The sequence below is a fragment of the Corallococcus sp. M7 genome, assembly GCF_054512695.1.
The window spans coordinates 3326789-3348775 of record NZ_CM137252.1 but is presented as its reverse complement, the minus strand read 5'-3'; the positions used below and the strand labels follow the sequence as shown (position 1 = coordinate 3348775).

Sequence of the window (21987 nt, the reverse complement as noted above, 5' to 3'; positions counted from 1 at the left end):
TTTGCATTGCCTCGGTTCCGGCCCAGGCGGCGGTGGGGATCACGACGGTGACCGCGCCCGCGACGGTTCCCAATCCCTATTCCACCTTCACGATCAGCTACGGCCTGAATGGAAGCAGCCTGATCGCCACGTCACAGATCCGTTTCTACCTGGCGACCACGCCGCAGGGGACCTCCAACCGGGTCCTGATGAGCTCGCGTCAGATCACGCTCGGGTGGGCCGGAAACGGGCTCTACCTGCCGCCCACGGGGACCCAGACAGCGTCCTTCTCCTACGCCACGGTCCAGGCCAGCGCGCAGACCGTGCTGGCGGCGGCCGCGAGCGCCTGCGCTCCGCAGAGCTTCTACATCCAGGTCGAGGCGGACTTCGGGCTCCCGTGGGGTGACGACACGCTGATCGGCACCACCAAGCTCCCGGACTTCTATTTCACGGCGGGAACGCTGACGCCCACGACCATCACGCCGGGGGGCACGGTCAACTTCACGGCGGACCTCTACACGGCGTGCCCCGTGACGACCTCGTCCACGCTGGGCGTCTTCCTGACGGACACCAGCTACAACGTGCTCAGCTACATCGGCGGGATTTCCGTGGGCACGGGCGCGGGCACGTTCTCCGTTCCGTCCACGGGCATCACGTTCTCGAGCGCCATCGCGCCGGGGACCTACTACCTGGTCCTCGTGGCGGACCTGGACGATGACATCGCGGAGGGCAACGAGACCAACAACCAGGGTGCCTTCACCGTGCAGGTCGTCGCGAGTCAGCCCCTGACGGTGCAGGACTCGGCCAGCGCACTGAACTCCGACCTGCCCGGTCCGGTCCGCGAGCACCTGGACCAGTACACCCCGACGATCGGGTACGTGGACGGCTACGCCTCGATGTCGCGCTGATGAAGTGAGCCAACCGTGGGGACCGGGCGCATCCGGCCCGGTCCCCTGCGGCGGCTGCCGCAGCACCCTCTCTCACCCACCGGAGGATCCAATGAAGCGGATAGGGATGGTCATCGCGCTGTTCGTTTGCCTGAACGCAGCCTCTCAAGCTCGAGCCGCCGCCATGAAGCCAGCGGCGCTGCGCGAACGCATCAGCGTGTCGCTGGCCGCCGACAAGCGCGAGGTGGCGCTGACCCTGGCGAAGCAGGACACGGTGCTGCGAAAGGCACTCGCTTCCCGCTTGAGCAGCGAGCAGCTCGCGGTGGATCTGAAGCAGTGGCTGGGCGCCGTGTCGGCCCCGTCCTCCGTCATGGGCGTGGCGGAGCGAGCGGACCTGAACATCCGCCGGCTCAAGGGCATCGATCGTGAGCTCGACAGCCTGCTGCGGCTGCGTTTGGCCAGCGCATCCATGCTGGCGGCATTGCAGCAAGGCGTTGAGCCCCTCTACGCATACGAACCGGACGGCAATGACTCCCAGTGGCAGTTCATCGAGGCCTTCGATGGCCTGGGCCACGTGCACCACCTCGACGTGCACCGCATGCCCGAACAGCCGGTGTTGGTGGTGGACCTCGACGCGCGCAGGGACCTGGCCGCCGGCATCAAGCTGATGCGCGAGCGCCTCGTGGCCCTCGGGCAACGTCCCCTGCCCGTCCTGGACACGGCCGCCGCGGCGAGCAGCACGCCGGTGACGATCCTCGATCGCATCTACCTGAACGACGACGAGGAGCCCTGGATCTCCGGCAACGCGGAGGTCTACGCCATCGTCAACGGTGTCGACCCCAGCCGTGACGCGCCGCAGGTGGACATCGTCGACATGCCCTATCTGGACACGGACGGGAGGGTTTACACCCCGAACCAGGTCCTGATCTTCTGGGAGCGTTACCGCTGGGCGGCGGCGAACGTCATCCTCATGGAGCACGACGACAACACCAGCTACCAGGAGCTGGTGAGCTACCTGTTCAATGTCGCGAGCCAGATCCTGACGGCCATCGGCCAGCCGGAGATCGGCGCCCTGGTGGCCCTGGGCAGCGGGCTGGTGGATCGCATGCCCGGTGAATGGTTCACCAACGACGACGACTACGTCGATTCGTTCTACACGTTGGAAAAGAACCACGGCTACACCAACTACAGCGGAGCACGCGGCAACGCGGTGGTGTCGCTCAGACATCTACGAGCTCGCGAGCCAGTAGCCGGCTCGGCCCCCACGTGCTCCATTTCTTCGGGCAGCGGCGTGCGGAGAAACATCCATCCGCCGCCGTTCCGCCGAGGAATGCCCCGGAAGCCTTTTCCCGCGACACGAAGCAGGTCACGCCCCCACCCCACGTCAAACCCCGGGAGGCTCAGGTCAAGGAACTGCGCGTCCGCCAATCTCGGGGAACCGTTCGTAGGTCCGCTTGAGCGTGTCCAGGTGGGCGGGGTTGTCCAAGTCGAGCGGCGCATCGGTGAGCTGCACGACCCAGCCACCCGTCACCGTGCGCCGTGCCCGTGAAAGAAGCTCGGCATCGCGAGTCGGGTCCGGGAACCCGATGGCCCGTGCGGCAGCGTCAGACCAGTAGTTCAGCCACCCGAGGAAATGCGGAGTCTCATCGGAACGAAGTTCCTCTGGGAGTTTGAGGAAGGGTAGACCGTGGGGCGGAGCGGGCGACTCATCCCCGGGATAGCGAAATTGCTGAGCCACTGTCGCGGCGACGCCCTCCGGATCCACGTACCCCCAGAACGCGCGAGCGCTGTCGCCCGTTATGGCCAACACCTCTACCGCCGCTGCGATACCGGCTTCATCGAGAAGCCAGTCTGCATGGACCTCAAAGCGTGGCCGGCTTCCGGGGGCAAGCCGCCCTGGGCTTTCCCACCCGGCCACCGTCACCAAGTGATTCTCATCATCGTTGCACAGGAACGGCAAACCGCCGTCTGTATTGCTGGACGCGACCCACTCATCACGATGGGGCAATGGAACGAGGTCCTCCGTCTCGGAACTCGTCCATCCCAGCCGCAGGCCGGGAACAGCTCTTTCCAGTCCGTGAACAATGGCAAGAGGACGGCCATCGTCGCCGACGAGCGCGGGGGCGTAGACGGCAAGGCGGAGGTGTTTTTTCGTGATTACCATCTCAACACCAATCCATGACGACGACATTGAGGGAGCGGTCCAGGGCTCGGCCAGCGCCCTGGATTCCGCTCTACCCGGCCCGGTTCGCGCGCACCTGGACCAATACGCCCCCTCGGTCGGTTACGTGGACGGCTACGCTTCAATGTCGCGCTGATGAAGTGAGCAGGTCGCGGGGTAGGGCTCAGGACTCAATTTCTTCGGGAAGTGGCGTGCGGAGAAACATCAGCCCCCCCCTTCCTATGAGGAACGACCCGGAAACCCTCGCCCGCGATACGAACCAGGTCGCCCTCCCGCCCCAGGTCCTGCGCGAGCCACGCGTCAGATTCTTCCGTCGTGGAGAACGACTGGACCACGACAATGGACTCCGAAGCGGGGATGAAGAACCTCCGGAAGTACTCCCGGTAATCCTCAAGCGCCCCCTTCTCACGGACATAGAGCAGCGCCACTGCGGCGATTCGAAGAGCTTCGTCTTCGAGCGTTCCATCCTGAAACCGCTCTCCGATGGTCCCAAGGACGCCCATCACGGCATCGACGTCGAAATTGGGGTTGTAGGCCATGGGTCCTTCTACAGAGCCAAGCGCAAAGCTCCAGCAGCGCCCAAGGCCAGATGTCAGCGAAATGAATCGACGATGTAGGCAGCCGCGACGGAGCCGTCGAGAATCGCCATTCCGGGCTTTGACTCAGGCAGCTTCCGCATCTGATCCCGACTGAGCCGAGCCACGGCGCAGATGGGAACCTTGTCGCCGTCTGGCGGGTGGGCCTCGTACCAGCGAATGACGACCTGCGGCCCGCTCGTCCAGACCCGCCCATACAAGCGTGTCGTCGCCTCAAGGGTGCCCATGTCGTCCTTGAGGATGCTCTCAATGGGTCCGTCGTAGAGCGAGATGCGGCGTGCGTCGATCTGGTTGGCATCGAGATCCGCCAGCGCGGCGTCCCCTACGCGCAGCCTCAGATACCGCATGACTTCGAGCGCTTTCTCCGGGCACTCCTGCGGTCCTGGGGTGCCGTCGGGGCGTAGAGACACACCGCCAGCCGTAGTGCAGCCAGAAGGGGCGCCAAGCAGGAGAACGGAGCCGAGCAACAGGGCCTTGGGCATGCGCATGTGCGCCACTTCTACTGCCGAAGCAGGGTGTGATCCATCGCGACGAACACCTGGAGGAGTCCATCGTCCCGGAAGATCTGAAGGGCCAGATCAGCCAGTTGCCCGTCCTTGTCCTCAAAGGCGCTCTTGTCGACAACGACGGCGATCCTTCCCGATTGCCCCGAGACGAGGACGGAACGGTTCATGCGAAGCGCGAACGGACGAGCGGTGTGGCTGGAGAAATCGCGAGTGAGATAGGCCCCGTCGAACCTCCAGGTCTGGCCATGGTAGGTGTTCGTCAGGTGAATCACCGCCGCTGCCTTTTCTGGCCCTGAGAAGACCTCCACGACCATGTCCATGTCTTCGTTCTTCGAGCGCCAGAACTTCGCACGCCGAAACGGCGTCTTCTTGACCTGCCCGTTCGCGAGAAGCGTCGCGTAGGCGTGGTCAACCGAGTTCTCTTCCTTCTTGAAGCGCTCATTCTCCTCGCTCAGCCTGCGCTCGCGGCCAAGCGAGTCATAAAGCGACGAGAGGACCGCATTGTAACTGTCGGGGTCCTTGAACACGTTGACCTGATAGTCGATCCAGCCCCAGTTCTCCTGGCTCCTGGCCCTCACGAGGAACGTGAACTCTGTTCCATCAACGAGTGTCACCAGCAGGGGTAACGCTTCGCCGCTATCGAGTTCACGAAGCGGTTCGAGGATGACCTTCTTGCCGCCGATCAGCGGCGCTTCGAACCGTCCTTCCCACCCGAGGAACTTCGTCCGGGCCGGATCAACTTCCGCCTCGAATCGAAGCGCCGTCACCACCTGCCAGGAGACATAGATGGACGGCGCCTCCTGGGCTGGATGGGCTGGGACCTTGAGCGTCCGGATTGTGAGCTTGTCCGACACCTCCCTCGCCAGGGAGGGCGAAGCAATCAGGACAAGCAGGAGGCCATACCTGAGAAGAGGGAGGGCGCGCATGAACGCCCAACCTACCAGGACAGGTACAGTTCATCCAACCCTGGCTGTGAGTGATGCCTGGGCCGTCCGCGCGACGAGCTTCCCGGTGACGCCCTTTGGCAGCACCACGCCGAAGAAGAAGCCCTCCTCGAAGGGCTCCGTCGAATCGAGCTGGACCTTCACGCGCGCGGCAATCGTCGTCAGCGCCGTCTTCAGGAACACCATCGCGAAGTCCGCGCCCACGCACGCGCGTGGTCCCCTCCCGAAGGGGAAGAAGTAGCCGCTCCCCAGCGGGTCTCGCGTCGTGCCTCCGTCCAGCCAGCGCTCCGGCTTGAACGTGTCCGGGTCCGGCCAGTGCGCCGGGTCCCGGTGCAGGTGCTGGTTCGTGATCATGATCATCGAACCGGCCGGCAACGTGACCCCGGCCAGCCGCGCGTCCTTCGACGGCGTGCGCGTCATCACCCGGACCGCCGGCAGGATTCGCAGCGCCTCATACGCCACCGCCTCCGCCCACTTCGCGGTCTCCAGCTTCTGGAACGTCAGCGGCCCGTCCGACACCAAAGCAGCCGCCTCGGCGGCCAGACGCGCGTCGGCCTCGGGGTACTTGTTGAGCTGGTGGAACGCCCCCACCAGCGTGACGCTGGAGGAGAACGCCCCGCCGAAGTAGGTGCCCCCGAGCATGTGCGCCAGCACCTGATCATCGATGCCCGGTGTCGCCCGCAGGTAGCGGGACATGAGGTCCATGGCACCCGGGGCCTGGCGCTTGCGGGCCTCGCGGATGCGGTCCACGAAGTGCCCGTAGAAGCGCGCCTTCACCGCCTCGAAGTCCTTGGGCGGCTTCACGAACTTCAGCGGCAGCTTCGACTGGATGCGCGCGTCCGCCGCCCTCGCGAGCAGCATGAAGTCCTCGAACACCTGGTCCGGCAGCTTCTCCCCCACCTGAGCCACCGAGAACGCGTCGAACGTCAGCCGCCGCAGCACGGACGCGAGGTCGTCGATGCGCTCCTGCTTCAGCAGCGCATCCAATGACTCGGAGATGGACGCCTGCATGGGGCCCACCAGGTCCGCAAGCGCCTCGGGAGCCCACGTCTGCGCGGACGGCTCCAGCGCACGCTTCTGGACCCAGTCCCCACGCAGCTCCGCCGTGAAGGCCGTGTCGTCCGTCGTGGACGGGCGGATCTGCTCGCTGATGTTCCCCTTCTCGAACTCCATCCGGCGCGGGGACTCGTAGACCTCCGCGATGAGCGCCGGGTCGTTGAGCACCAGCCCGGGATTGGGCCCCATCCAGATGAGCGTGACGCCTCCGTACTCGCGGCCATAGCGCGCGCAGACATCCCAGGGTGAAGCCCCCAGGAAGTCACCGGCGGTGCCGAGGATTCCCGGCTGGGGGCCGGGCAGCGACGCGAATGGCTTTCGCTTCGCGCCGAAGAAGAGGTTGAAGATGCCGCGAGAGAGGGCGTTGGGCACGGGCGGAGTCTCCTGACGGCGCTAGACGGTGATGCCGCAGGGGATGCGGTCGGCCTGCAGGACGGTGTAGGGCACCGCGCTCTTCGCGTTGCGCGCCTTCACGGCCTCGCTCTGCTCGCGCAGGCGGGCGTGGAAGCGGTCGCGGATGGCGATGAGCTCCGGCTCCTGGAAGTAGTCCTCGCGCCAGCCGCCCTCGTGGAGCAGGTACTCCTCGTCGTCCCCGAAGCTGGACAGCGCGCGGCCGACGGCCACCTGCCAGAGCATCTGCGTCTTGGAGGGAATCATCGCGTCGATGTCCTTCTCCCCCAGGACGCCCTTCTTGCGCGGCGGAGCCTGACGCATGCACAGTGGCGCGTTGGGCACGAACGCGTAGTGCTCGTACTGGAGGTAGTTCACCGCCGCGTGCTGGACGCTCACCGTGAAGAGCACCGTGGTGAGGATGTCCGCGAGGTCGGAGACGCGCTTCAGCTCCGCGCAGGGCAGCTTCTCCACGGGCAGGCCGTGCTCGGTCAGGTCCCTCCACCAGCGCTGCATGTCGGTGTCGCGCACCAGGTCCTCGTCGGACCGGTAGAAGTGCCCCAGCACGCCGCCCACGTACTCTTCGAGCGCGTCCCACAGGAGCAGCGCGTCGTCGCGGTACGGGTAGTGCGGGAGCACCGCCGGGTCGAGCACGCCGCGCCGCTCGATGTCCGGGCGCGGCTTGTTGTCCGCGAGCTTCCAGGCCCGGTACCCCTTCTTGCCCAGGAACAGGTGGCCCTGGTCGGGGCCGCCGGTGGCGATGAGGTCGTCGAACACGCCGCCCTCCGCGAGCAGGCCCTTTCGCGCGCCATCGTTGATGGCGAGCGTGTAGCGGAAGTGGCGCCGCAGCAGCTTGTAGACCGGGTGCGGGTCCGGGAGGTTGCGCATCGTCGCCATGACGAACGGCTCCGCCACGAAGTGGGTGCGCAGCGCGTGGCCCACCATCTGGTGCGCGTTGCCCTCGCTGCATCGCACGTAGATCTTCGCGGCCAGCCAGTCGTGCGGGCTGTCATTGGGCGTGAACACCGGGTCCAGCTCCGGATCCCGCCCGAGCTGGATGGCGATGGGCCGCAGCTGCTGCGTGTCATCCAGATACAGCAGGCACCGGGACGCGGGCGCCCACCGGCGCTCCTCGACGCCTTCCTTGTCCGTCTTCTTGAACATGGGCACGTCGCCCAGGATCTCGAAGTCGAGCAGGAACACGCGCTTGCCCGCCAGCGCCTGCGCGAGCGTCATGCCCGGCGACAACTGCCCCTTCACCGCGTCCTCCGGCACCGGCATGCCGTCCGGCAGCGCGGTGATGGACTCGATGTGGACGGGGCTGATGCCCTGGACGGCCTGGCGGGCGAACTCGTGGTCGTCCTGCCAGCGCTGGGCGAGCTTGGGCAGCTCCAGGCCCTTGAAGAAGTCGAAGATGTCCACCAGGCCGTTCCACGCCTTGGTGAGCACGGGCATGTGCAGCTTGATGGCCGCCAGCGTCTTCGCGATGACGACCTCGTAGCTGCCTTCCACGAGCCCCCGGTAGAGCTCGTCCTTGGGGAGCGGGCGCGCCTCCGAGATGTCGAGCGCGCCGGGCAGGCCCGCGGTCGCTTCCGCGGGGCGCCATGGGTACATGCGCTGGCGCGCCTGGAGCAGCTCCTGCCGGGCGGCCTGCTCCCGCTCGTGCTGGATGTGCTGGGGCAGCCGCGCGGTGCCCTCCAGCACGTCCGCGGTCGTTTTGGCCAGGACCCAGCGGTAGTACGGGAAGAACCAGTGCTTCCCCGTCGTGGTGACGGTCACCGAGTCCAGCAGCCAGTCGCCGCCCACCCCGCCGCCCGCGTTGGAGAAGCGCAAGAGCAGCAGGTCGCCCAGGTCCTCGGCCTTGACGACATAGGCGTCCACCGCGCCGGCCTCGAAGTCGTTGTGGAAGCGCTTGTCCAGGGGCTGCGGAGGGCTCTCGCCCTTCGTGCCCACCAGGACCACGGAGATGGCCGCGTTCGTGCCCGCGCCCAGCTTCGAGCTGGTGCGAATCGTCAGCGTGTAATCGACGGTCATGGAGTCTCCTACTACCGCAGGACGCGGAAGGTACGCCGGTGGAATCAGGGCGGACAATGTGCGAACGGCGTCGCGGCTCACGCGGAGCAGGTGACCCGAGCTGCCTGCCGTGGATCCGATAGCCGCCTGCCCTCGGGGGCGACGGTGCGCGTCTGGGATTGCCGGGGGCATGGTACCTTCCCGCGCGATGAAGCCCGCTTCGCGCCGTCCTACCGCTGTAGAGGGTTCCCGCAGGACCTATCGAGGGTCGTCTCCGACCACGACTGGGATTGAGGCCCGGCGCTGATGCGGACCGCGTGGCGCCGGCTGTTGACCTCCTTGGGGTTCTCCTCGAAGGCCGTGGAACCGCCCCTCCTGGAGGCGGAGGAGCTGGCCCGGTGGTACGCGGGGCTGGGCCTGAAGGAGCGGCTGGCGGTCAGCCGCAACCTGGTCAAGCAGGTGCGTGCGCCGCGCGCACTCCGGGATGCGTCCGCCCTCCCCGCCGTCGTCACCGGCAGGCTGATGTTCGAGCACGACGGGCCCCAGGGGCCCATCCCCCTGCACCACATCAAGGTCGAGCTGTGGGACCGGGACTTCGGCACGCCGGACGACTTCCTGGGCGAGGGCTTCACGGCCGTGGATGGCTCGTTCGCCATCCGCTACGACCCGGCGGACGCGGGTGAAGGAGACCTGCCGGACCTGGAGCTGCGCTTCTTCGAGCCGCAGCACACGTTCCGCCAGGACGGTCGCGTGGTGGAGACCTGGAAGCGCATCGGTTCGGAGCGGGGACCGGACGACCACGCCGGGCGGGAGTACGACTTCGGGACGCTGCGGCTGCCCTACTGGGAGTACGACCCGGCGACGCCGCTGGCGCGGCTGCTGGTGGTGGAGGAAGGCACTCCGCCCACGGCGTACGCGCCCGGCCGCGCGCTGGCGATGCTCAAGGCCGTCGCGCCCATCGAGCTGGTGAAGCGGCAGCACCAGATGCAGATCCGGCTGGGACAGGCGCCGAGCCTGGCGAAGATCCAGGCGGACTACCCGGAGACGACGACGGTCCGGATGGAGCGCGAGTCTCCGGGCTCCTCGCGGAGCGATGCGTGGTTCGGGGAGCGGCTGCTCAACGGGATGTTCTCCAGCATCCTGGACCGCGACCCGGAGGTGCCCGGGGACGACCAGGCCTTCCGGCTGTACCTGCCGTGGAATGCCTATGAGCAGGACGGCGTGCATTGCCTGCCGGACGTGGACCTCCGCCTGCGGCTGGTGGACGGGAAGCTGATGCCCCAGCGGATCATCCTGGGGATGCGGGAGCCCGGTGCGACGGCGCCGGGCTCACCTGTGACCCGCCGCACGTACACGCCCGCGGATGGCGCGGCCTGGGAGGCGGCGAAGCGGATGGCGCGGGTGAGCGCGACGCTGGACGTGGAGCTGGGCAATCACCTGGGCCAGTGCCACTTCAACGTGGAGCAGTACGCCATCGCCGCGCACCGAAACCTGCGGCGCAATCCCCTGCGCTGGCTGCTCATGCCGCACCTGCGCGAGGTGGTGTTGATCAACCACGCCGCCAACGGCTTCCTGGTGGGCCCCACGGGATACATCTCGCGGGCCAGTGCCTTGACGGAACAGAGCGTCAACCAGCGGCTGGAGCACCTGCTGGGCAGCTATGACTGGAAGGGCTTCGCGCCCGCGACGCCAGTCTGCGAGGGGCACCGCTACGCGCACGCGGGACAGCTCTTCTGGAAGCTGCTCGGGGAGCACATCGACGCGTTCTTCGCGGAGCATGGCGCGGAGGTGGAGGCGCAATGGCAGGAGGTGCGCAGGTTCTCCGACGACCTGGTCGCGCACTCAGCGCCAGCCTTCGTGTGCCGCTATCTGCGGGCGAAGGTGCCGGGGAAGGACGCGCCGTGGTTCGTGCGCTCGGAGCGCATGGACCTGGACGTGAAGGCCATGGAGCCACGTCCCAAGGCGGTGAGCGCGGTGACGTGGACGGAGACGCCCCAGCCCGGTGAGGTGGAGGCGCTGAAGCACCTCTGCCGCTACGTCATCTTCTTCGCGACGTTCCGGCACGCCTGGGCGAACAACCTCCAGTGGGAGGACGCGGGAGAGGTCCTGTACTCGTGTCTGGGATTGCGCTGGGGCAAGGGCGGCGCGCTGTCCACGGAGGAGGACCTGGACGTCGCGCCGACGCCGGACGAGGCGACGGAGATGCTGTGGATCTCCTGGATGCTGTCCAATACGAACTACGGCTTCATCCTGTCCAACGAAGAAGAGGACGTGCATCCCCGGCTGCTGGAGCTGCTCCGGGCCCATGCCGCGGACTTCGCGGCCCTGGGTCTGGATGTCCGGACGGTCAGCTCGCGCATCAACATCTAGAGAGAAAACAGGAATCGAGGCGGCCCCGGAAATGTCAGACCGACGGGGTATGAACATTCCTGCGCGGCGCCATTCAAGGCGTCGCCGAAAGGGCTGCCTTCACAATGCACAAGTCATTGATCTCTCTCGGGCTTCTGGTCGGCATGACGGGGGCCGGCTGCGCGGGTCTCGACGAGGCTGAGGCGGTGGATTCCTCCGCGTCGATGGACGCGACCTCCCAGGTCACCCAGGGCCTGATCACCCAGGTCACCGGCACCAGCCCGGTCACCTTCGTCGCCACGTCTGGCAACGAGACGAAGACCTACGACCAGTCCGCCACGTCGGTGGTGGCCTACACGCGGGATTCAACGACCGGGACGTTCACGGCCTATCCGGGCACGGGCGCCGCGGACGGCACCATCTCCGTGCCGAACGTCCCTTCCGGCCGCATCTACCTGAAGCTGGGCTCGCGCTACCTGGTGAGCACCGGCCGCACGTTCAACCTGGGCTCCACGGAGTGGGGCCGCGATGGCACCTTCGTCTCGCTGTACACTCCCGTGACGGTGTCCGCCACCGGCCTGTCTCCCTGGCACCCGGGAGACTACCTGGAGGTGTATTCGTTGAACCCGGGCGCTTTCGGCTACGTCAACACCGGCGTCACGGGGTTCCCCCTGGCGGGCGCCACGTCGCTCTCCGGGCTGAGCTTCAATTACGCCGACATGCTCAACCCGGTGCTGCTCGACAGCGGCCTCGGGGACGTGTTCACGCTGGCGCAGATGCGGTGGCAGACGACCGCGAATGGCGTGCCCTACCGCGCGATGCACAAGGTGCTCGACGCGAGCGTGACGCAGGTGGAGGGACAGCCCGTCACCGTCAGCGGAACCTTCACCCAGCCCGCCGCGACCGGCACCTTCTCGGTGGACTGGAGGCGCTCGGCCTTCGAAGCGATGCGCACCCAGGTGAACCCGGGCGCGGTCAGCACATACAGCGAGATCTGGATGTCCGCCCGGCCGGCCGCGCTGGGCTCGGCGGTCGCGTCCATCAGCGGGCAGCCCCTGCTCGTGAAGCTCAATCCTGACGCGCAGAAGACCGACCTCGTCACGGGGAGCATGACGTACAACAACCCGCTCCCGGCGAACTGGCAGAAGGTGGCGCTCGCCGCCGCGGGCTTCACGAAGAGCTACGCGCTGGGGAGCGCGACGCCCTACACCATGGGCGTGGACATCCGCGTGGATCAGGAGGCGAGCGCGTTCGCCGCCGCGCCCGTGCAGCCCCTCGTCGGGCCGGTGCAGGCGCCTTTGGTGAACACGCGCGGCGCGTTCCAGAACCTCACGGGCGTGGGGACTGACGCCTCGCTGCGCTGGTCGAAGCCGCTGGTCGGCACGGCCACGAACTACGTGGTGAACATCTACCGGCTGGGCACGAGCAACGGCGCCACCACCGTGACGCGCGTGACGTCGCTGCACACGGACCTCCAGAGCGTGTACCTGCCCCCGGGCGTGCTCCAGGCGGGCCAGACGTACTTCGCGGAAATCCAGAGCTGGTACCAGCCCGGCTCGGACCTGGCGACGAGCCCGTTCATGCGCTCGCTGCCCCGTGCCCGCGCCAGCGTGCTCACGGGCACGTTCAGCCCGTAGCCGCTGAAGCGCCGGGGAAGGAAGGGAGCCCGCTCCCTTTCTTCCCCCACACGCGCCTCAGTACGTCCAGGGGAAGCGCTTGAAGTCGCGCTTGCGCTTCTGCACGAACGCGTCGCGGCCTTCCTGCGCTTCCTCCGTCCCGTACCCCAGACGCGTGGCCTCACCGGCGAAGAGCTGCTGGCCCACGAGCCCGTCATCCGGGAGGTTGAAGGCATACTTCAGCATCTTGATGGCCGTGGGGCTCTTGGTGTTGATCTCCGCCGCCCACTCCAGCGCCACCTTCTCCAGGTCCTTGTGCGGCACGGCCTTGTTGATGGCGTTCATCTGGAACGCCTCGTCCGCCGTGTAGGCCTGGCCCAGGAAGAAGATTTCGCGCGCCCGCTTCTGCCCCACCTGCCGCGCCAGCAGCGCGCTGCCGTAGCCCGCGTCGTAGCTGGCCACGTCCGCGTCCGTCTGCTTGAACATCCCATGTTCCTTGCTGGCGATGGTCATGTCGCACACGACGTGCAGGCTGTGCCCGCCGCCCGCCGTCCAGCCCGGCACCACGGCGATGACGACCTTCGGCAGAAAGCGGATCTGCCGCTGCACTTCCAGGATGTGCAGGCGTCCCAGGCGCGCGGGGTCCGCCGCGTCCTCGCCGGGCTCGTACTTGTAGCCGTCCTTGCCGCGGATGCGCTGGTCGCCTCCGGAGCAGAACGCCCACCCGCCGTCCTTCGGCGACGGCCCGTTGCCCGTGAGCAGCACCACGCCCACGTCCGTCATGAAGCGCGTGGCCTCCAGCGCCCGGGCCAGCTCGTCCACCGTCTTCGGACGGAACGCGTTGCGCACCTCCGGCCGGTTGAACGCGATGCGCACCGTGCCCTGATCCACCGCGCGGTGGAACGTGATGTCCTTGAACTTGTGGCCTTCCACCGGTTGCCAGCGGGACGCGTCAAAGAGGTCCGAGACCATGCGCTGTCTTGCTCCGAATTGGGGAGAGTGAACGGCCCGGAACCCTAGCGGTTTCCGCTCGGGGACGCCCGCGCTACCGTGCGCGCCATGTCCACGAGCCTGCTCGTCGTCCATGTCCACGTGCACGTGCTGCCCCAGCACGTCGACGCCTTCCTCCAGGCCACCCTCGCCAACGCCCGCGAGAGCGTGAAGGAGCCCGGCATCGCGCGCTTCGATGTCTGCCAGGACAACGAAGACCCCACCCGCTTCGTCCTCGTGGAGGCCTACCGCACGCCGGACGCTCCCGCCGCGCACAAGGAGACCGCCCACTACCTCACGTGGCGTGACACCGTCACCCCCATGATGGCCGAGCCCCGCGTCCCCCGCCGCTACACCAACCGATTCCCCGACGACGCGGCCTGGTGACATGCCCACCGCCCCCTTCGAGTTCGCCACCGCCACCCGCGTCCTCTTCGGCCCGGGCCGCCTCCAGGAAGTCCCCGACCTCGTGAGGGGACTCGGCGGGCGGAAGGTCCTGCTCGTCACCGGCACCAACCCCGCCCGCGCCGAACCCGTCCGCGCGGGGCTCGAACGGCTGGGCATCCCTTGCGCCTCCTTCCGCGTGCCGGGCGAGCCCACCGTCGAGCTCGCGCGTGAAGGCACCTCCGCCGCCGTGGACTCCGGCTGTGACGCGGTGGTCGCCATCGGCGGAGGCAGCGCGCTCGACGCGGGCAAGGCCATCGCCGCGCTCGCCGCCAACGGGGGCGACCCGCTGGACTACCTGGAGGTCATTGGCCGGGGACAGGCGCTGACGAAGCCGTCACTGCCATTCGTCGCCGTGCCGACCACGGCGGGCACCGGCTCGGAGGTGACGCGCAACGCGGTGCTGGGCTCGAAGGAGGCCGGCGTGAAGGCCAGCCTGCGCAGCCCGATGATGCTCCCCCGCGTCGCCCTGGTGGACCCGGACCTGCTGGAGCATGCGCCCGCGGAGGTGCTCGCGGCGGGCGGCCTGGACGCGCTGTCGCAGCTCATCGAACCGTTCCTGTCCATCCGCGCCCAGCCGCTCACGGACGCGCTCGCGCGCGAAGGCATGCAGCGCTCGGCGCGTTCGCTGCGCAAGGCGGTGCTGCACGGCCCCGGCCCGGCGGAGCGCGAGGACCTGGCCATCGCCAGCCTCTTCGGCGGCCTGTGCCTCGCCAACGCAGGCCTGGGCGCGGTGCATGGCTTCGCGGCACCGCTGGGCGGGATGCTCGGCGCGGCCCATGGGGCGCTGTGCGCCGCGCTGCTGGGGGCCACGCTGGAGCTGAACCTGGAGGCCCTGCGCTCGCGCGCTCCGGACCACCCCGCCCTGCCCCGCTTCCGCGAGCTGGCGGTGCTGCTCACCGGCCAGTCCAACGCCCGCGCCGAGGACGGCATCACCTGGGTGAAGGACCTGGTGCACGCCGTGCGCATCCGGGGCCTGCGCGACATGGGCCTCACCGACGCGGCCATCCCGGAGCTCGTCACCAAGGCCCGCGCCGCCAGCAGCATGAAGGGCAATCCGCTCCCGCTCACGGACGCGGAGTTGACGGCGCTCGTCGAACGGTCGATGTGAGGACCCACCCATGAAACCCGCCGCCCTCGTCCCCGTGGTGCTCGAACGCCTCCGCGAGAAGTACCCCGACGCGAAGTACGAGCTGAACTGGAACACGCCCTTCGAACTGCTCGTGGCCACCATCCTCGCCGCGCAGTGCACCGACGAGCGCGTCAACCGCGTCACCGCCGAGCTGTGGAAGAAGTACGACGGCCCCCAGGCGCTCGCGGACGCGGACACCGCGGAGCTGGAGGAGGACCTCAAGCCCACCGGCTTCTTCAAGCAGAAGACCAAGACGGTGCAGGCCGTGAGCCGTGCGCTGCTGGACAATCACCAGGGCGAGGTGCCCGACCGCATGGAGGACCTGGTGGAGCTGCCCGGCGTGGCGCGCAAGACGGCCAACGTCGTGCTCAACACCGCCTTCAACCAGGCCTCCGGCGTCATCGTGGACACGCACGTGGCCCGCGTCAGCCAGCGCCTGGGCCTGACCAAGCAGGAGAAGGCGGAGGCCATCGAGACGGACCTGATGAAGCTGGTGCCCAAGGACGACTGGACCTTCTTCGGCCCCGCCGTGGTGCTGCACGGCCGCTACACCTGCGTGGCCAAGAAGCCCAAGTGCGCGGAGTGCCTGCTCAACGACGTGTGTCCGAAGCTCGGCGTCGCCTGAGCCGTCACAGGTGCGCGAGCACCGCCAGCGTCAGCAGCCAGTCCAGGCCGGCTTCAAGGAAGTAGTACGTGGAGCCGTCCAGCGAGGTGCCAAAGCCGGTGCCCAGGTGGCCGATGGGCCCGGCGAAGAACTTCATGCCCAGCTCGGCCCCCACGTTGATGGGGATGCGCCGGGAGGACGCGTTGTCCAGGTACGGGCCCACCAGGGCCCGGCCATAGGGGGCGAACCAGTTCGTCACGAAGTGCTGGTAGCCCACGGTGGCGTTCAGCGACAGCTGGTCCGGGCCCAGGCCCATGTTGGCGCCCAGCGTCAGCCGCCGGGCCTTGAGCCCCATGGGCTGCACGTTCACGTCCAGCGCCATGCCCATGCCGCCGTCGAACGGGACGCGCCAGCCCAGCGCGAACTCCGTCGTCGACTTGTCGATGGCCAGCGCCTCGTAACGGAAGTGCGCCGCCCCCACTGTGTCCCCGCGCGCGTCCTGGATGTCCGCGAGCGCCAGCGTGGCTTCTTCTGACTCCTCTTCGTACACCTTGCGCAGCGGCGGCTCCGCGCCGTCCAGGTCCCCCCGCGACAGCCGGTCCTTGCCCTGCGTCAGGCACGCGGACGTGGAGCCCATCGCGCACGCGAGCCCGAAGGCCCGGTCCGCCTCCTCCGTGCGGCCATCCACCTGGAGCTGCTGTCCCCAGGTCTCACAGGCCCAGGCGCTGCCACCCTGGCACTTCTCCTCCAACGTGGGGACGCGCGTCTCCACCTCACGCGTCGTCACGCACGCCACCGTCAGCAGGCACGGCAAGAGGCACAGCCACCGGCTGGAGGACGCATGAGGACCACGGAGGGCTGGGGCCGCAACCATGGTCCACATTCAAACACACCGCCGGGCCGCGGCGGGTCTGGCACGTTGCGTCTTTCAGCGTTCTTCCAGCGGCCCTTCCCCGTCGTGGATGACGCCCGGGTTGCGGCCGATGTCCGGCCCGTCCCCGCTGCGTTCATCGGCCTTCTGCTCCTCGGAAGTCGTGTTCCCCGAGCCGCCCACGCCTTCCCGGAAGCCGTCGGCGGCCTCGCGGCTGGACTCGCGGAGGCTCTCCGCGGCCCGGCTGGCACCGTGCTGGACGTCCCTGGCGGCCTCGCCTACCTCCTGGCCGGCCTGTCGGGCGTTCTCGTTGACGGCCTGCTGCTGACGGTCATTGCAGCCGGCCGCGAAGCTCACGGTCCCAATCACACCCAGCACGACGAGCCCATTGAAGGTGCGTGTCCACATGGTGGTGTCTCCCCGAGGGTCCCGGCCCTCTGGGGTGAAACGTAGGCACGCCTGCTCCCCAACGAAGGCCCGGCCTCCCTCCCGGAAGGGCTCGGGGCGCCGCTTGCCTGTCAGCCCCCGGCCGCCCGGGCCTTGCGGAAGGCCTCCGGGGACGTGCCCCACCAGCGCTTGAAGGCGCGGTGGAAGGCGACCGGATCCGCGTACCCCAGCAGGAAGGACACCTCCGCGATGGACATGCGCCGCTGGAGGTAGCCCTGGGACAGCTCACGCCGCAGCGCCTCCACGATGCCCGCGTAGGTGCGGCCCTCCGCCGCCAATTGACGCTGCAAGGTACGCGTTGGAACGCGCAGGGCCCTCGCCACCGAGGCGAAGGAGAAGTCGCCTCCCGCCAGCGTCCGCCGCACCTGTTCCCGGACCCGGTCCGACAGGATGTCCACGGCGGGCAGCCGCTCCAGGGCGCGGCGGGCGTGATGCTCGAACACGGCGTTGAGCAGCGCGTCCGCGTGGACGAAGGGCCGGTCCGCGTCCCCGGCGGAGAACTCCAGGTCGTTGGCGGGAGCGTTGAACTCCAGCGGACAGCCGAAGAGGGCCTCGTGTTCGCGCGGGTCCCCGGGCGCCGCATGGACGAAGCGCGCGCGCAGGGGCCGCACGTCCACGCCGGTGAAGACGCGGATGCCCGTGGCCAGTTGCACCAGCGCCAGCTCCGACAGGTGCCGGTGGGCGGGCCGCCACGAGGGGCCCACGGGAGTGAAGCGCATGCGCACGCCGCGCGGCGTGTCCTCCACGGCGAAGCGCTCGCCGTCGCCCCAGACGCGCTGGTAGCGGCAGCCGCGCACCATGGCCTCGCGGAGGTTGGCGCTGGTGAGGATGACGAGCGACGCGGGGTCGTCCGCGTCCATCACGTCCAGGCCCGCCATGTGCAGCCCCAGGTTGCCATCCCCGGTGAGCGCCACGGCCCGCTCCAGGATGTCGTCCAGCACGGCGTAGGGGATGCGCGCTTCCGGGTCGCCCAGGTCCGCCCAGCGCAGCCCCATCTCCTCGCAGAGCCGTTCGGCGGGCACGCCCCGCTTCGCCGCCGCGAGCAGCCCCTGCCGGGCCAGGCGGGCGGAGAGCGAAGGAGGAGCGGAGGACGCCACGGGCAGGGACGCTAGCGACCGCATGGCGCGAGCGGCAAGCCGTTCTGGCGCCAGCGGTCAGTGCACCCCACGCACGCTGGCGGCACCTTGTCCCGCATGGACTCCACCGCCCCCGAGCACCCCGCCCTGCTGCCCCGCCTGCACCTCTTCGAGCTGATTGATCAGCCCTGGTATCCCCGCGCGGCGCGCAACCTGTCCACGGACTACCTGCACACGGTGTCCACGCGGATGGGGTTGTTCGACGCGGCGGCGGACGTGCTCGCGAAGGGGCTCCAGGCGTCCGGCACGGACACGCTGGTGGACCTGGGCTCCGGCGGCCAGGGGCCCGTGCCCCATCTCCAGCGGCTGCTGGAAGCGCGTCACGGACTGAAGACGCGGGCGGTGCTCACGGACCTGTACCCCAACGCGGAGGCCGCCGAGCGCGCACGGGCGGAGGGCGCCACGTACCTCACCCGGCCCGTGGATGCGCGGCAGGTTCCGGAGGACCTGCGCGGCATGCGGACGCTCTTCAACGCCCTGCACCACTTCCGGCCGGAGGAGGTGCGCGAGGTGATGGAGGACGCGCAGCGGCAGGGTGAAGCCTTCGCGGCCTTCGAGGTCGTGCACCGCACGCCGGGCGGGGTGCTGGGCACGCTGTTCGTGCCGCTGCTGGTGCTGCTCTTCACGCCGTTCATCCGGCCGCTGACGCCCCTGCGCCTGCTGCTCACCTACGCGGTGCCGGTGGCGCCACTGGCGCTCGCATGGGACGGGCTGGTGTCCACGCTGCGGGCCCACCGGCCAGAGGAGCTGAAGGCCCTGACGCAGAGCCTCCAGCGTCCCGGCTACACGTGGGAGGTGGGCGAGTTGCGCGAGAAGGGCAAGGGCGCCGTCACCTACGTGCTCGGGATGCCCGTGCGCTAGACGGGGATGTCCGCCCAGGGCTTCGAGGGGTGCCGGGCACGGAAGGCCTCGATGCGTGCGCCCACCTCCCAGCTCGTGGTCGTGTCGCGCAGCTCGTCCAGATACAGACAGCGCCTGGCGACCGCGTCCAGGTCGAACGCCCAGTACATGCTCATCAGCGGGTTGATGAACAGCTTGCTGCCCTGCGTGCGCGACGTGCGGTGCTGGTCGCCATAGTCGCCGTCGATGGCCCCCACCACGGACAGGGACACGATGCTCGGGCGCCGGGCCATCTCCTCGGAGGAGAACATGACCGCCTCGCGGTAGCGGTCCACCTCCGGCATCCCCGGCAGCAGCGCGGTGACGCCCAGGTAGGCCCCACGCCGGCTCAGGTCCGCGACGGCTTCCAGGTAGTGCGCGTGACAGATGCCGTGGAACGCATCCACGCCGAAGCCCAGGCAGACGATCAGCTTTTCCCGCAGCGTCAGCGAATCCACCGCCGCCAGGCTGGAGACGTCCTCCTCCGGCGTGCCCAACCCGGCCTCGTCCCCGCGCATGAGGATGTCCGTGCCACCATCCACCAGCACCACCGTGTCGAAGCCCAGCTCCGCCTGCAACGCAGCCCAGGCCGCGCTCAACGGCGCGACCCCGACCTTGTCGAAGCAGTAGATGGAGACGGACTCACCTCGCGCCTGGAACCACCGGGCGAGCACGCCCTCCGGGAAGTAGTGCGCAGGCCCCTGCGTCTCCGCGCGGACCTCCATCAGCCCCGGAGCCACGACGCGTCCGTCCACACGCTCCAGGACCGTGAAGCTCAGGTTCGCCAGCGACACGCGCTTGCCCATCTCACGCAGCCGGAAATACAGCGGCAGGCCGCAGTAGATGTCGAAGCCGCCGCCCGCGCCCGCGAGCAGCACGTGGTCCGCGCGCTGGAGCCGTTCGAACAGCGGTGAGGTGGCCAGGTCCATGGCGATGTCAGTCCGCCGTCTCTTCATCCGACGACGGTTCCTGCGGGAACTCCACCTCGGGGTCGTAGGCGTCGCTCTCGTCCATATCCGTCACATCCTCGGCAGGCTCTGCGGCAGGTTCGTCCTCCTCCTCCGTCGTCTCCTCTTCCGGGTCGAAGGCATCGCGCTCGTCCAGCGGTGGCCATCCGTCGCGAGGGGCGTGGACGTTCGCGGGCTTGTCGAACCGCACACGGACCGGCGCCGCCGCCGGCTTCGACTCGCAGCCCCGCGCATCGAGGAACACGTCCAGCGCAACCACCTCGTCCCAGCGCAGGCTGTCCACGAGCTCGACCTTGTCGGTGAAGGTCTTCGTCGCCCCGGCCGCCAGGCTGCGCATGCTCAGGTCGTCCGCCAACACGGAGGCCCTGTCCTCGCTCACGTCCTCGTCCTCTCCATACGCCTGGATGCAAGCCTGGGCATTGATGCGCCGTCGGCTCACGTTCTTCAGCGTGTATTCGAGGACGTACTCGTCGGCTTCGGCGCCCTGTCGCAGCGAGACTCCGGACAGCTCGATTTCTCCCGGCGCCAGCTTTCCTGGCCGTTTGGGTGTCGGCGCGTCCGCGGCGGCAGGCTCTCCCGTGGCACGCAGTCGCAACGGCTCGCTGGCCGCCTGGAAGTCAGCCCCTTCGCAGCGCCCTCCCTTGACCGTGAACAACAGCACCGTCAGGGCCGAATCCCAGCTCTCCTCCGGCAGGTAGATTCTGTCGTTGAAGACGTCGTCCGTGCCGCCCTTCACGGTGATGCTTCCCAGGTTCCGCTCATGGGTGACGAAGCCCATCTCGTCGAGCAGCGCCAGGCAGGATTCCCCACGCGCCTGCACCGTCCCAGGGTTGGTGAGCGTGTACGTGACGTTCACGAAGTACGGATCCCGCTTGAGTCTCACGCCGGAGAACCTCAGCGGCTTCGCCACCGGCTTCGCGGCGGGGACACCCACCTGGGCCATGTCCCTCACGCCCGCGTCGGGCAGGGCATTCGCTTGGGACTGCTCCTTCTTGCAGCCCACGCCCCACAGCGCCGCGCTCCCCACGAGCCACGCGCACAGGGTCCGCACCCGCCAGTCACTCCGCATCATGCTGAGCCTCTTCACCACCGGCCTTCGCCGGGAGGTTGACGGGATGGCCCGGGCCGCCCGCGCCTTCCGACAACGCGCAGCCATAGGGGCCCACGAAGTAGCGCAGCACCGTCGCCTCCTCCCAATGTCTGGCGCGATGAAATTCGACGGCGACCGTCTGGGTCGACGCAGCCTTCGGGGCCAGGTCGAACACCCCGACATCGATCTCCTCCAAAGCGCGTGAGCCCTCTTTCGCATAGGCCCGCAGGCACCCCGACCCCGAGGCCCGGTGGTCACTCACGTTCTTCACCGTGAAGGTGAGGGAGGGGCCCTCCGGAGTCCCGGCCTGGCCCAGATGGAGGCCGGACACCTCGAAGTCCTCCGGCGTCGAAACCGGCGGCGGATCTGGCAGCGGAAGTTTCGCGGGCGCGGGGGCTCCCGTCGGGAGCATCCGGAAGGGCTCACTGGCCGACTTGGGAGGAGTGTCGGAGCAGTAGTCGTCGGACGCCGTCGTGAAGAGCCTCAAGGAGCGGACCTGGTTCCACTGCAGGTCGTCCACGTTCGTCTCGTCCTCGAACGTGTCCTCCAACCCGCCCTTCACGGTGATGCTCCCCAGCCACCGGACCTCGATGGCCAGGTCCTGCGCGTCGAGCAGCATCAGGCACATCTTCCCGCGCGCCTGCGCCGTGCCCGGGTTGGTGAGCGTGTAGGTCACGGTCACGTCGCCGTCCGCCACGCGCCGGAGCCCCACGTTCGAGAAGCGCAGGGGCTTCGAAACCTTCGCCACGTCCGGCATGCCCGCGTCCACCACGGCCACGTGCGCCACACCCGCGTCCACGGGTGCGCTCGCCGCGGGCTGCTCCTTCCTGCACCCGGCGACCCACACCGCCGCGAGGGCTACCCACACCCGGCCCGGCACGTGCCGCTGATCACTCCGCATCATGATG

20 protein-coding genes and 1 pseudogene are annotated in these 21987 nt (G+C 68.6%); 8 read left to right on the top strand and 13 right to left on the bottom strand.

The window, feature by feature from the left end:
* Nucleotides 1-47: 47 nt before the first annotated feature.
* Nucleotides 48-887, top strand: a complete 840-nt coding sequence (locus ACX114_RS13625; RefSeq protein WP_459298233.1) for a hypothetical protein — start codon at nt 48-50, stop codon at nt 885-887.
* Nucleotides 888-978: 91 nt separating this feature from the next.
* Nucleotides 979-2037: pseudogene (locus ACX114_RS13620) on the top strand (DUF3103 domain-containing protein); the annotation flags it as partial.
* A gap of 234 nt (nt 2038-2271) precedes the next feature.
* Here ACX114_RS13620 and ACX114_RS13615 read toward each other — a convergent pair.
* From ACX114_RS13615 to ACX114_RS13590, 6 genes are all read right to left on the bottom strand, one after another.
* A complete protein-coding gene (locus ACX114_RS13615) occupies nt 2272-3030 on the bottom strand; it encodes a DUF5953 family protein (protein WP_459300161.1) in 759 nt (252 codons plus the stop codon).
* Nucleotides 3031-3218: 188 nt separating this feature from the next.
* Entirely contained in the window at nt 3219-3587 is a 369-nt protein-coding gene (locus tag ACX114_RS13610) for a hypothetical protein (protein ID WP_459298231.1), read from the bottom strand.
* A 53-nt stretch (nt 3588-3640) separates the two neighbouring features.
* Complete coding sequence (locus ACX114_RS13605; protein WP_427297219.1) at nt 3641-4132, bottom strand: serine/threonine protein kinase; 492 nt, start codon at nt 4130-4132, stop codon at nt 3641-3643.
* Between the two features lie 11 nt (nt 4133-4143).
* Nucleotides 4144-5076 carry a DUF2381 family protein gene (locus tag ACX114_RS13600; RefSeq protein WP_459298228.1) on the bottom strand — a complete coding sequence of 311 codons (933 nt, stop codon included), beginning with the start codon at nt 5074-5076 and terminating at the stop codon, nt 4144-4146.
* Between the two features lie 30 nt (nt 5077-5106).
* The gene (locus ACX114_RS13595) at nt 5107-6522 is read right to left on the bottom strand and encodes a cytochrome P450 (RefSeq protein WP_459298226.1); all 1416 of its coding nucleotides are present in this window, start codon (nt 6520-6522) and stop codon (nt 5107-5109) included.
* 21 nt (nt 6523-6543) lie between these two features.
* Nucleotides 6544-8574 (bottom strand): lipoxygenase family protein, encoded by a 2031-nt coding sequence (locus ACX114_RS13590; RefSeq protein WP_459298224.1) that lies wholly within the window; start codon nt 8572-8574, stop codon nt 6544-6546.
* A gap of 339 nt (nt 8575-8913) precedes the next feature.
* Between ACX114_RS13590 and ACX114_RS13585 the strand changes: the two genes are divergently transcribed.
* Nucleotides 8914-10923 (top strand): lipoxygenase family protein, encoded by a 2010-nt coding sequence (locus ACX114_RS13585; RefSeq protein WP_459298222.1) that lies wholly within the window; start codon nt 8914-8916, stop codon nt 10921-10923.
* Nucleotides 10924-11027: 104 nt separating this feature from the next.
* A complete protein-coding gene (locus tag ACX114_RS13580) occupies nt 11028-12539 on the top strand; it encodes an ABC transporter substrate-binding protein (RefSeq protein ID WP_459298220.1) in 1512 nt (503 codons plus the stop codon).
* A 57-nt stretch (nt 12540-12596) separates the two neighbouring features.
* Here the strand turns inward: ACX114_RS13580 and ACX114_RS13575 are convergent, their stop codons facing one another.
* Entirely contained in the window at nt 12597-13490 is an 894-nt protein-coding gene (locus tag ACX114_RS13575) for a 1,4-dihydroxy-2-naphthoyl-CoA synthase (protein ID WP_014395551.1), read from the bottom strand.
* An 87-nt stretch (nt 13491-13577) separates the two neighbouring features.
* Here ACX114_RS13575 and ACX114_RS13570 point away from each other — a divergent pair, with 87 nt between their 5' ends.
* From ACX114_RS13570 to nth, 3 genes are read left to right on the top strand one after another with little or no spacing between them, the layout of a single operon-like run.
* The gene (locus ACX114_RS13570) at nt 13578-13895 is read left to right on the top strand and encodes a putative quinol monooxygenase (protein WP_459300159.1); all 318 of its coding nucleotides are present in this window, start codon (nt 13578-13580) and stop codon (nt 13893-13895) included.
* A gap of 1 nt (nt 13896) precedes the next feature.
* Complete coding sequence (locus ACX114_RS13565) at nt 13897-15063, top strand: iron-containing alcohol dehydrogenase (RefSeq protein WP_459298218.1); 1167 nt, start codon at nt 13897-13899, stop codon at nt 15061-15063.
* A gap of 10 nt (nt 15064-15073) precedes the next feature.
* Complete coding sequence (nth, locus tag ACX114_RS13560; RefSeq protein WP_459298216.1) at nt 15074-15709, top strand: endonuclease III; 636 nt, start codon at nt 15074-15076, stop codon at nt 15707-15709.
* 4 nt (nt 15710-15713) lie between these two features.
* On the opposite strand, the gene ACX114_RS13555 is transcribed toward nth, so the two are convergent.
* The 3 genes from ACX114_RS13555 to ACX114_RS13545 all read right to left on the bottom strand — a co-directional run bounded on the left by ACX114_RS13555 (nt 15714) and on the right by ACX114_RS13545 (nt 18127).
* Nucleotides 15714-16562 (bottom strand): hypothetical protein, encoded by an 849-nt coding sequence (locus ACX114_RS13555; protein WP_459298214.1) that lies wholly within the window; start codon nt 16560-16562, stop codon nt 15714-15716.
* 54 nt (nt 16563-16616) lie between these two features.
* Nucleotides 16617-16967, bottom strand: a complete 351-nt coding sequence (locus tag ACX114_RS13550) for a hypothetical protein (RefSeq protein ID WP_459298212.1) — start codon at nt 16965-16967, stop codon at nt 16617-16619.
* Nucleotides 16968-17077: 110 nt separating this feature from the next.
* Nucleotides 17078-18127 carry an AraC family transcriptional regulator gene (locus ACX114_RS13545; RefSeq protein WP_459298210.1) on the bottom strand — a complete coding sequence of 350 codons (1050 nt, stop codon included), beginning with the start codon at nt 18125-18127 and terminating at the stop codon, nt 17078-17080.
* Nucleotides 18128-18199: 72 nt separating this feature from the next.
* Here ACX114_RS13545 and ACX114_RS13540 point away from each other — a divergent pair, with 72 nt between their 5' ends.
* Nucleotides 18200-19003 carry a hypothetical protein gene (locus ACX114_RS13540; RefSeq protein ID WP_459300157.1) on the top strand — a complete coding sequence of 268 codons (804 nt, stop codon included), beginning with the start codon at nt 18200-18202 and terminating at the stop codon, nt 19001-19003.
* Here the strand turns inward: ACX114_RS13540 and ACX114_RS13535 are convergent.
* Genes ACX114_RS13535 through ACX114_RS13525 form a run of 3 tightly spaced genes read right to left on the bottom strand, consistent with a single transcriptional unit; the run spans nt 19000 to nt 21983 of the window.
* On the bottom strand, nt 19000-19977 hold the full coding sequence (locus ACX114_RS13535) for a DUF1152 domain-containing protein (RefSeq protein WP_459298208.1): 978 nt from the start codon (nt 19975-19977) through the stop codon (nt 19000-19002). The two genes, ACX114_RS13540 and ACX114_RS13535, sit on opposite strands and share 4 nt — an antisense overlap.
* On the bottom strand, nt 19958-21061 hold the full coding sequence (locus tag ACX114_RS13530; RefSeq protein ID WP_459298206.1) for a hypothetical protein: 1104 nt from the start codon (nt 21059-21061) through the stop codon (nt 19958-19960). Before ACX114_RS13530 ends, ACX114_RS13535 begins: the two co-directional genes overlap by 20 nt.
* Complete coding sequence (locus ACX114_RS13525) at nt 21048-21983, bottom strand: hypothetical protein (protein ID WP_459298204.1); 936 nt, start codon at nt 21981-21983, stop codon at nt 21048-21050. Before ACX114_RS13525 ends, ACX114_RS13530 begins: the two co-directional genes overlap by 14 nt.
* Nucleotides 21984-21987: the final 4 nt, after the last annotated feature.

Bases quoted from the DNA above. Each gene is read 5' to 3' on its own strand.
- ACX114_RS13615 (WP_459300161.1), bottom strand. From the start codon at position 3,030: ATGGTAATCACGAAAAAACACCTCCGCCTTGCCGTCTACGCCCCCGCG.
- ACX114_RS13610 (WP_459298231.1), bottom strand. From the start codon at position 3,587: ATGGCCTACAACCCCAATTTCGACGTCGATGCCGTGATGGGCGTCCTT.
- ACX114_RS13605 (WP_427297219.1), bottom strand. From the start codon at position 4,132: ATGCGCATGCCCAAGGCCCTGTTGCTCGGCTCCGTTCTCCTGCTTGGC.
- ACX114_RS13600 (WP_459298228.1), bottom strand. From the start codon at position 5,076: ATGCGCGCCCTCCCTCTTCTCAGGTATGGCCTCCTGCTTGTCCTGATT.
- ACX114_RS13590 (WP_459298224.1), bottom strand. From the start codon at position 8,574: ATGACCGTCGATTACACGCTGACGATTCGCACCAGCTCGAAGCTGGGC.
- ACX114_RS13580 (WP_459298220.1), top strand. From the start codon at position 11,028: ATGCACAAGTCATTGATCTCTCTCGGGCTTCTGGTCGGCATGACGGGG.
- ACX114_RS13575 (WP_014395551.1), bottom strand. From the start codon at position 13,490: ATGGTCTCGGACCTCTTTGACGCGTCCCGCTGGCAACCGGTGGAAGGC.
- ACX114_RS13570 (WP_459300159.1), top strand. From the start codon at position 13,578: ATGTCCACGAGCCTGCTCGTCGTCCATGTCCACGTGCACGTGCTGCCC.
- ACX114_RS13565 (WP_459298218.1), top strand. From the start codon at position 13,897: ATGCCCACCGCCCCCTTCGAGTTCGCCACCGCCACCCGCGTCCTCTTC.
- nth (WP_459298216.1), top strand. From the start codon at position 15,074: ATGAAACCCGCCGCCCTCGTCCCCGTGGTGCTCGAACGCCTCCGCGAG.
- ACX114_RS13555 (WP_459298214.1), bottom strand. From the start codon at position 16,562: ATGGTTGCGGCCCCAGCCCTCCGTGGTCCTCATGCGTCCTCCAGCCGG.
- ACX114_RS13550 (WP_459298212.1), bottom strand. From the start codon at position 16,967: ATGTGGACACGCACCTTCAATGGGCTCGTCGTGCTGGGTGTGATTGGG.
- ACX114_RS13545 (WP_459298210.1), bottom strand. From the start codon at position 18,127: ATGCGGTCGCTAGCGTCCCTGCCCGTGGCGTCCTCCGCTCCTCCTTCG.
- ACX114_RS13540 (WP_459300157.1), top strand. From the start codon at position 18,200: ATGGACTCCACCGCCCCCGAGCACCCCGCCCTGCTGCCCCGCCTGCAC.
- ACX114_RS13535 (WP_459298208.1), bottom strand. From the start codon at position 19,977: ATGAAGAGACGGCGGACTGACATCGCCATGGACCTGGCCACCTCACCG.
- ACX114_RS13530 (WP_459298206.1), bottom strand. From the start codon at position 21,061: ATGATGCGGAGTGACTGGCGGGTGCGGACCCTGTGCGCGTGGCTCGTG.
- ACX114_RS13525 (WP_459298204.1), bottom strand. From the start codon at position 21,983: ATGATGCGGAGTGATCAGCGGCACGTGCCGGGCCGGGTGTGGGTAGCC.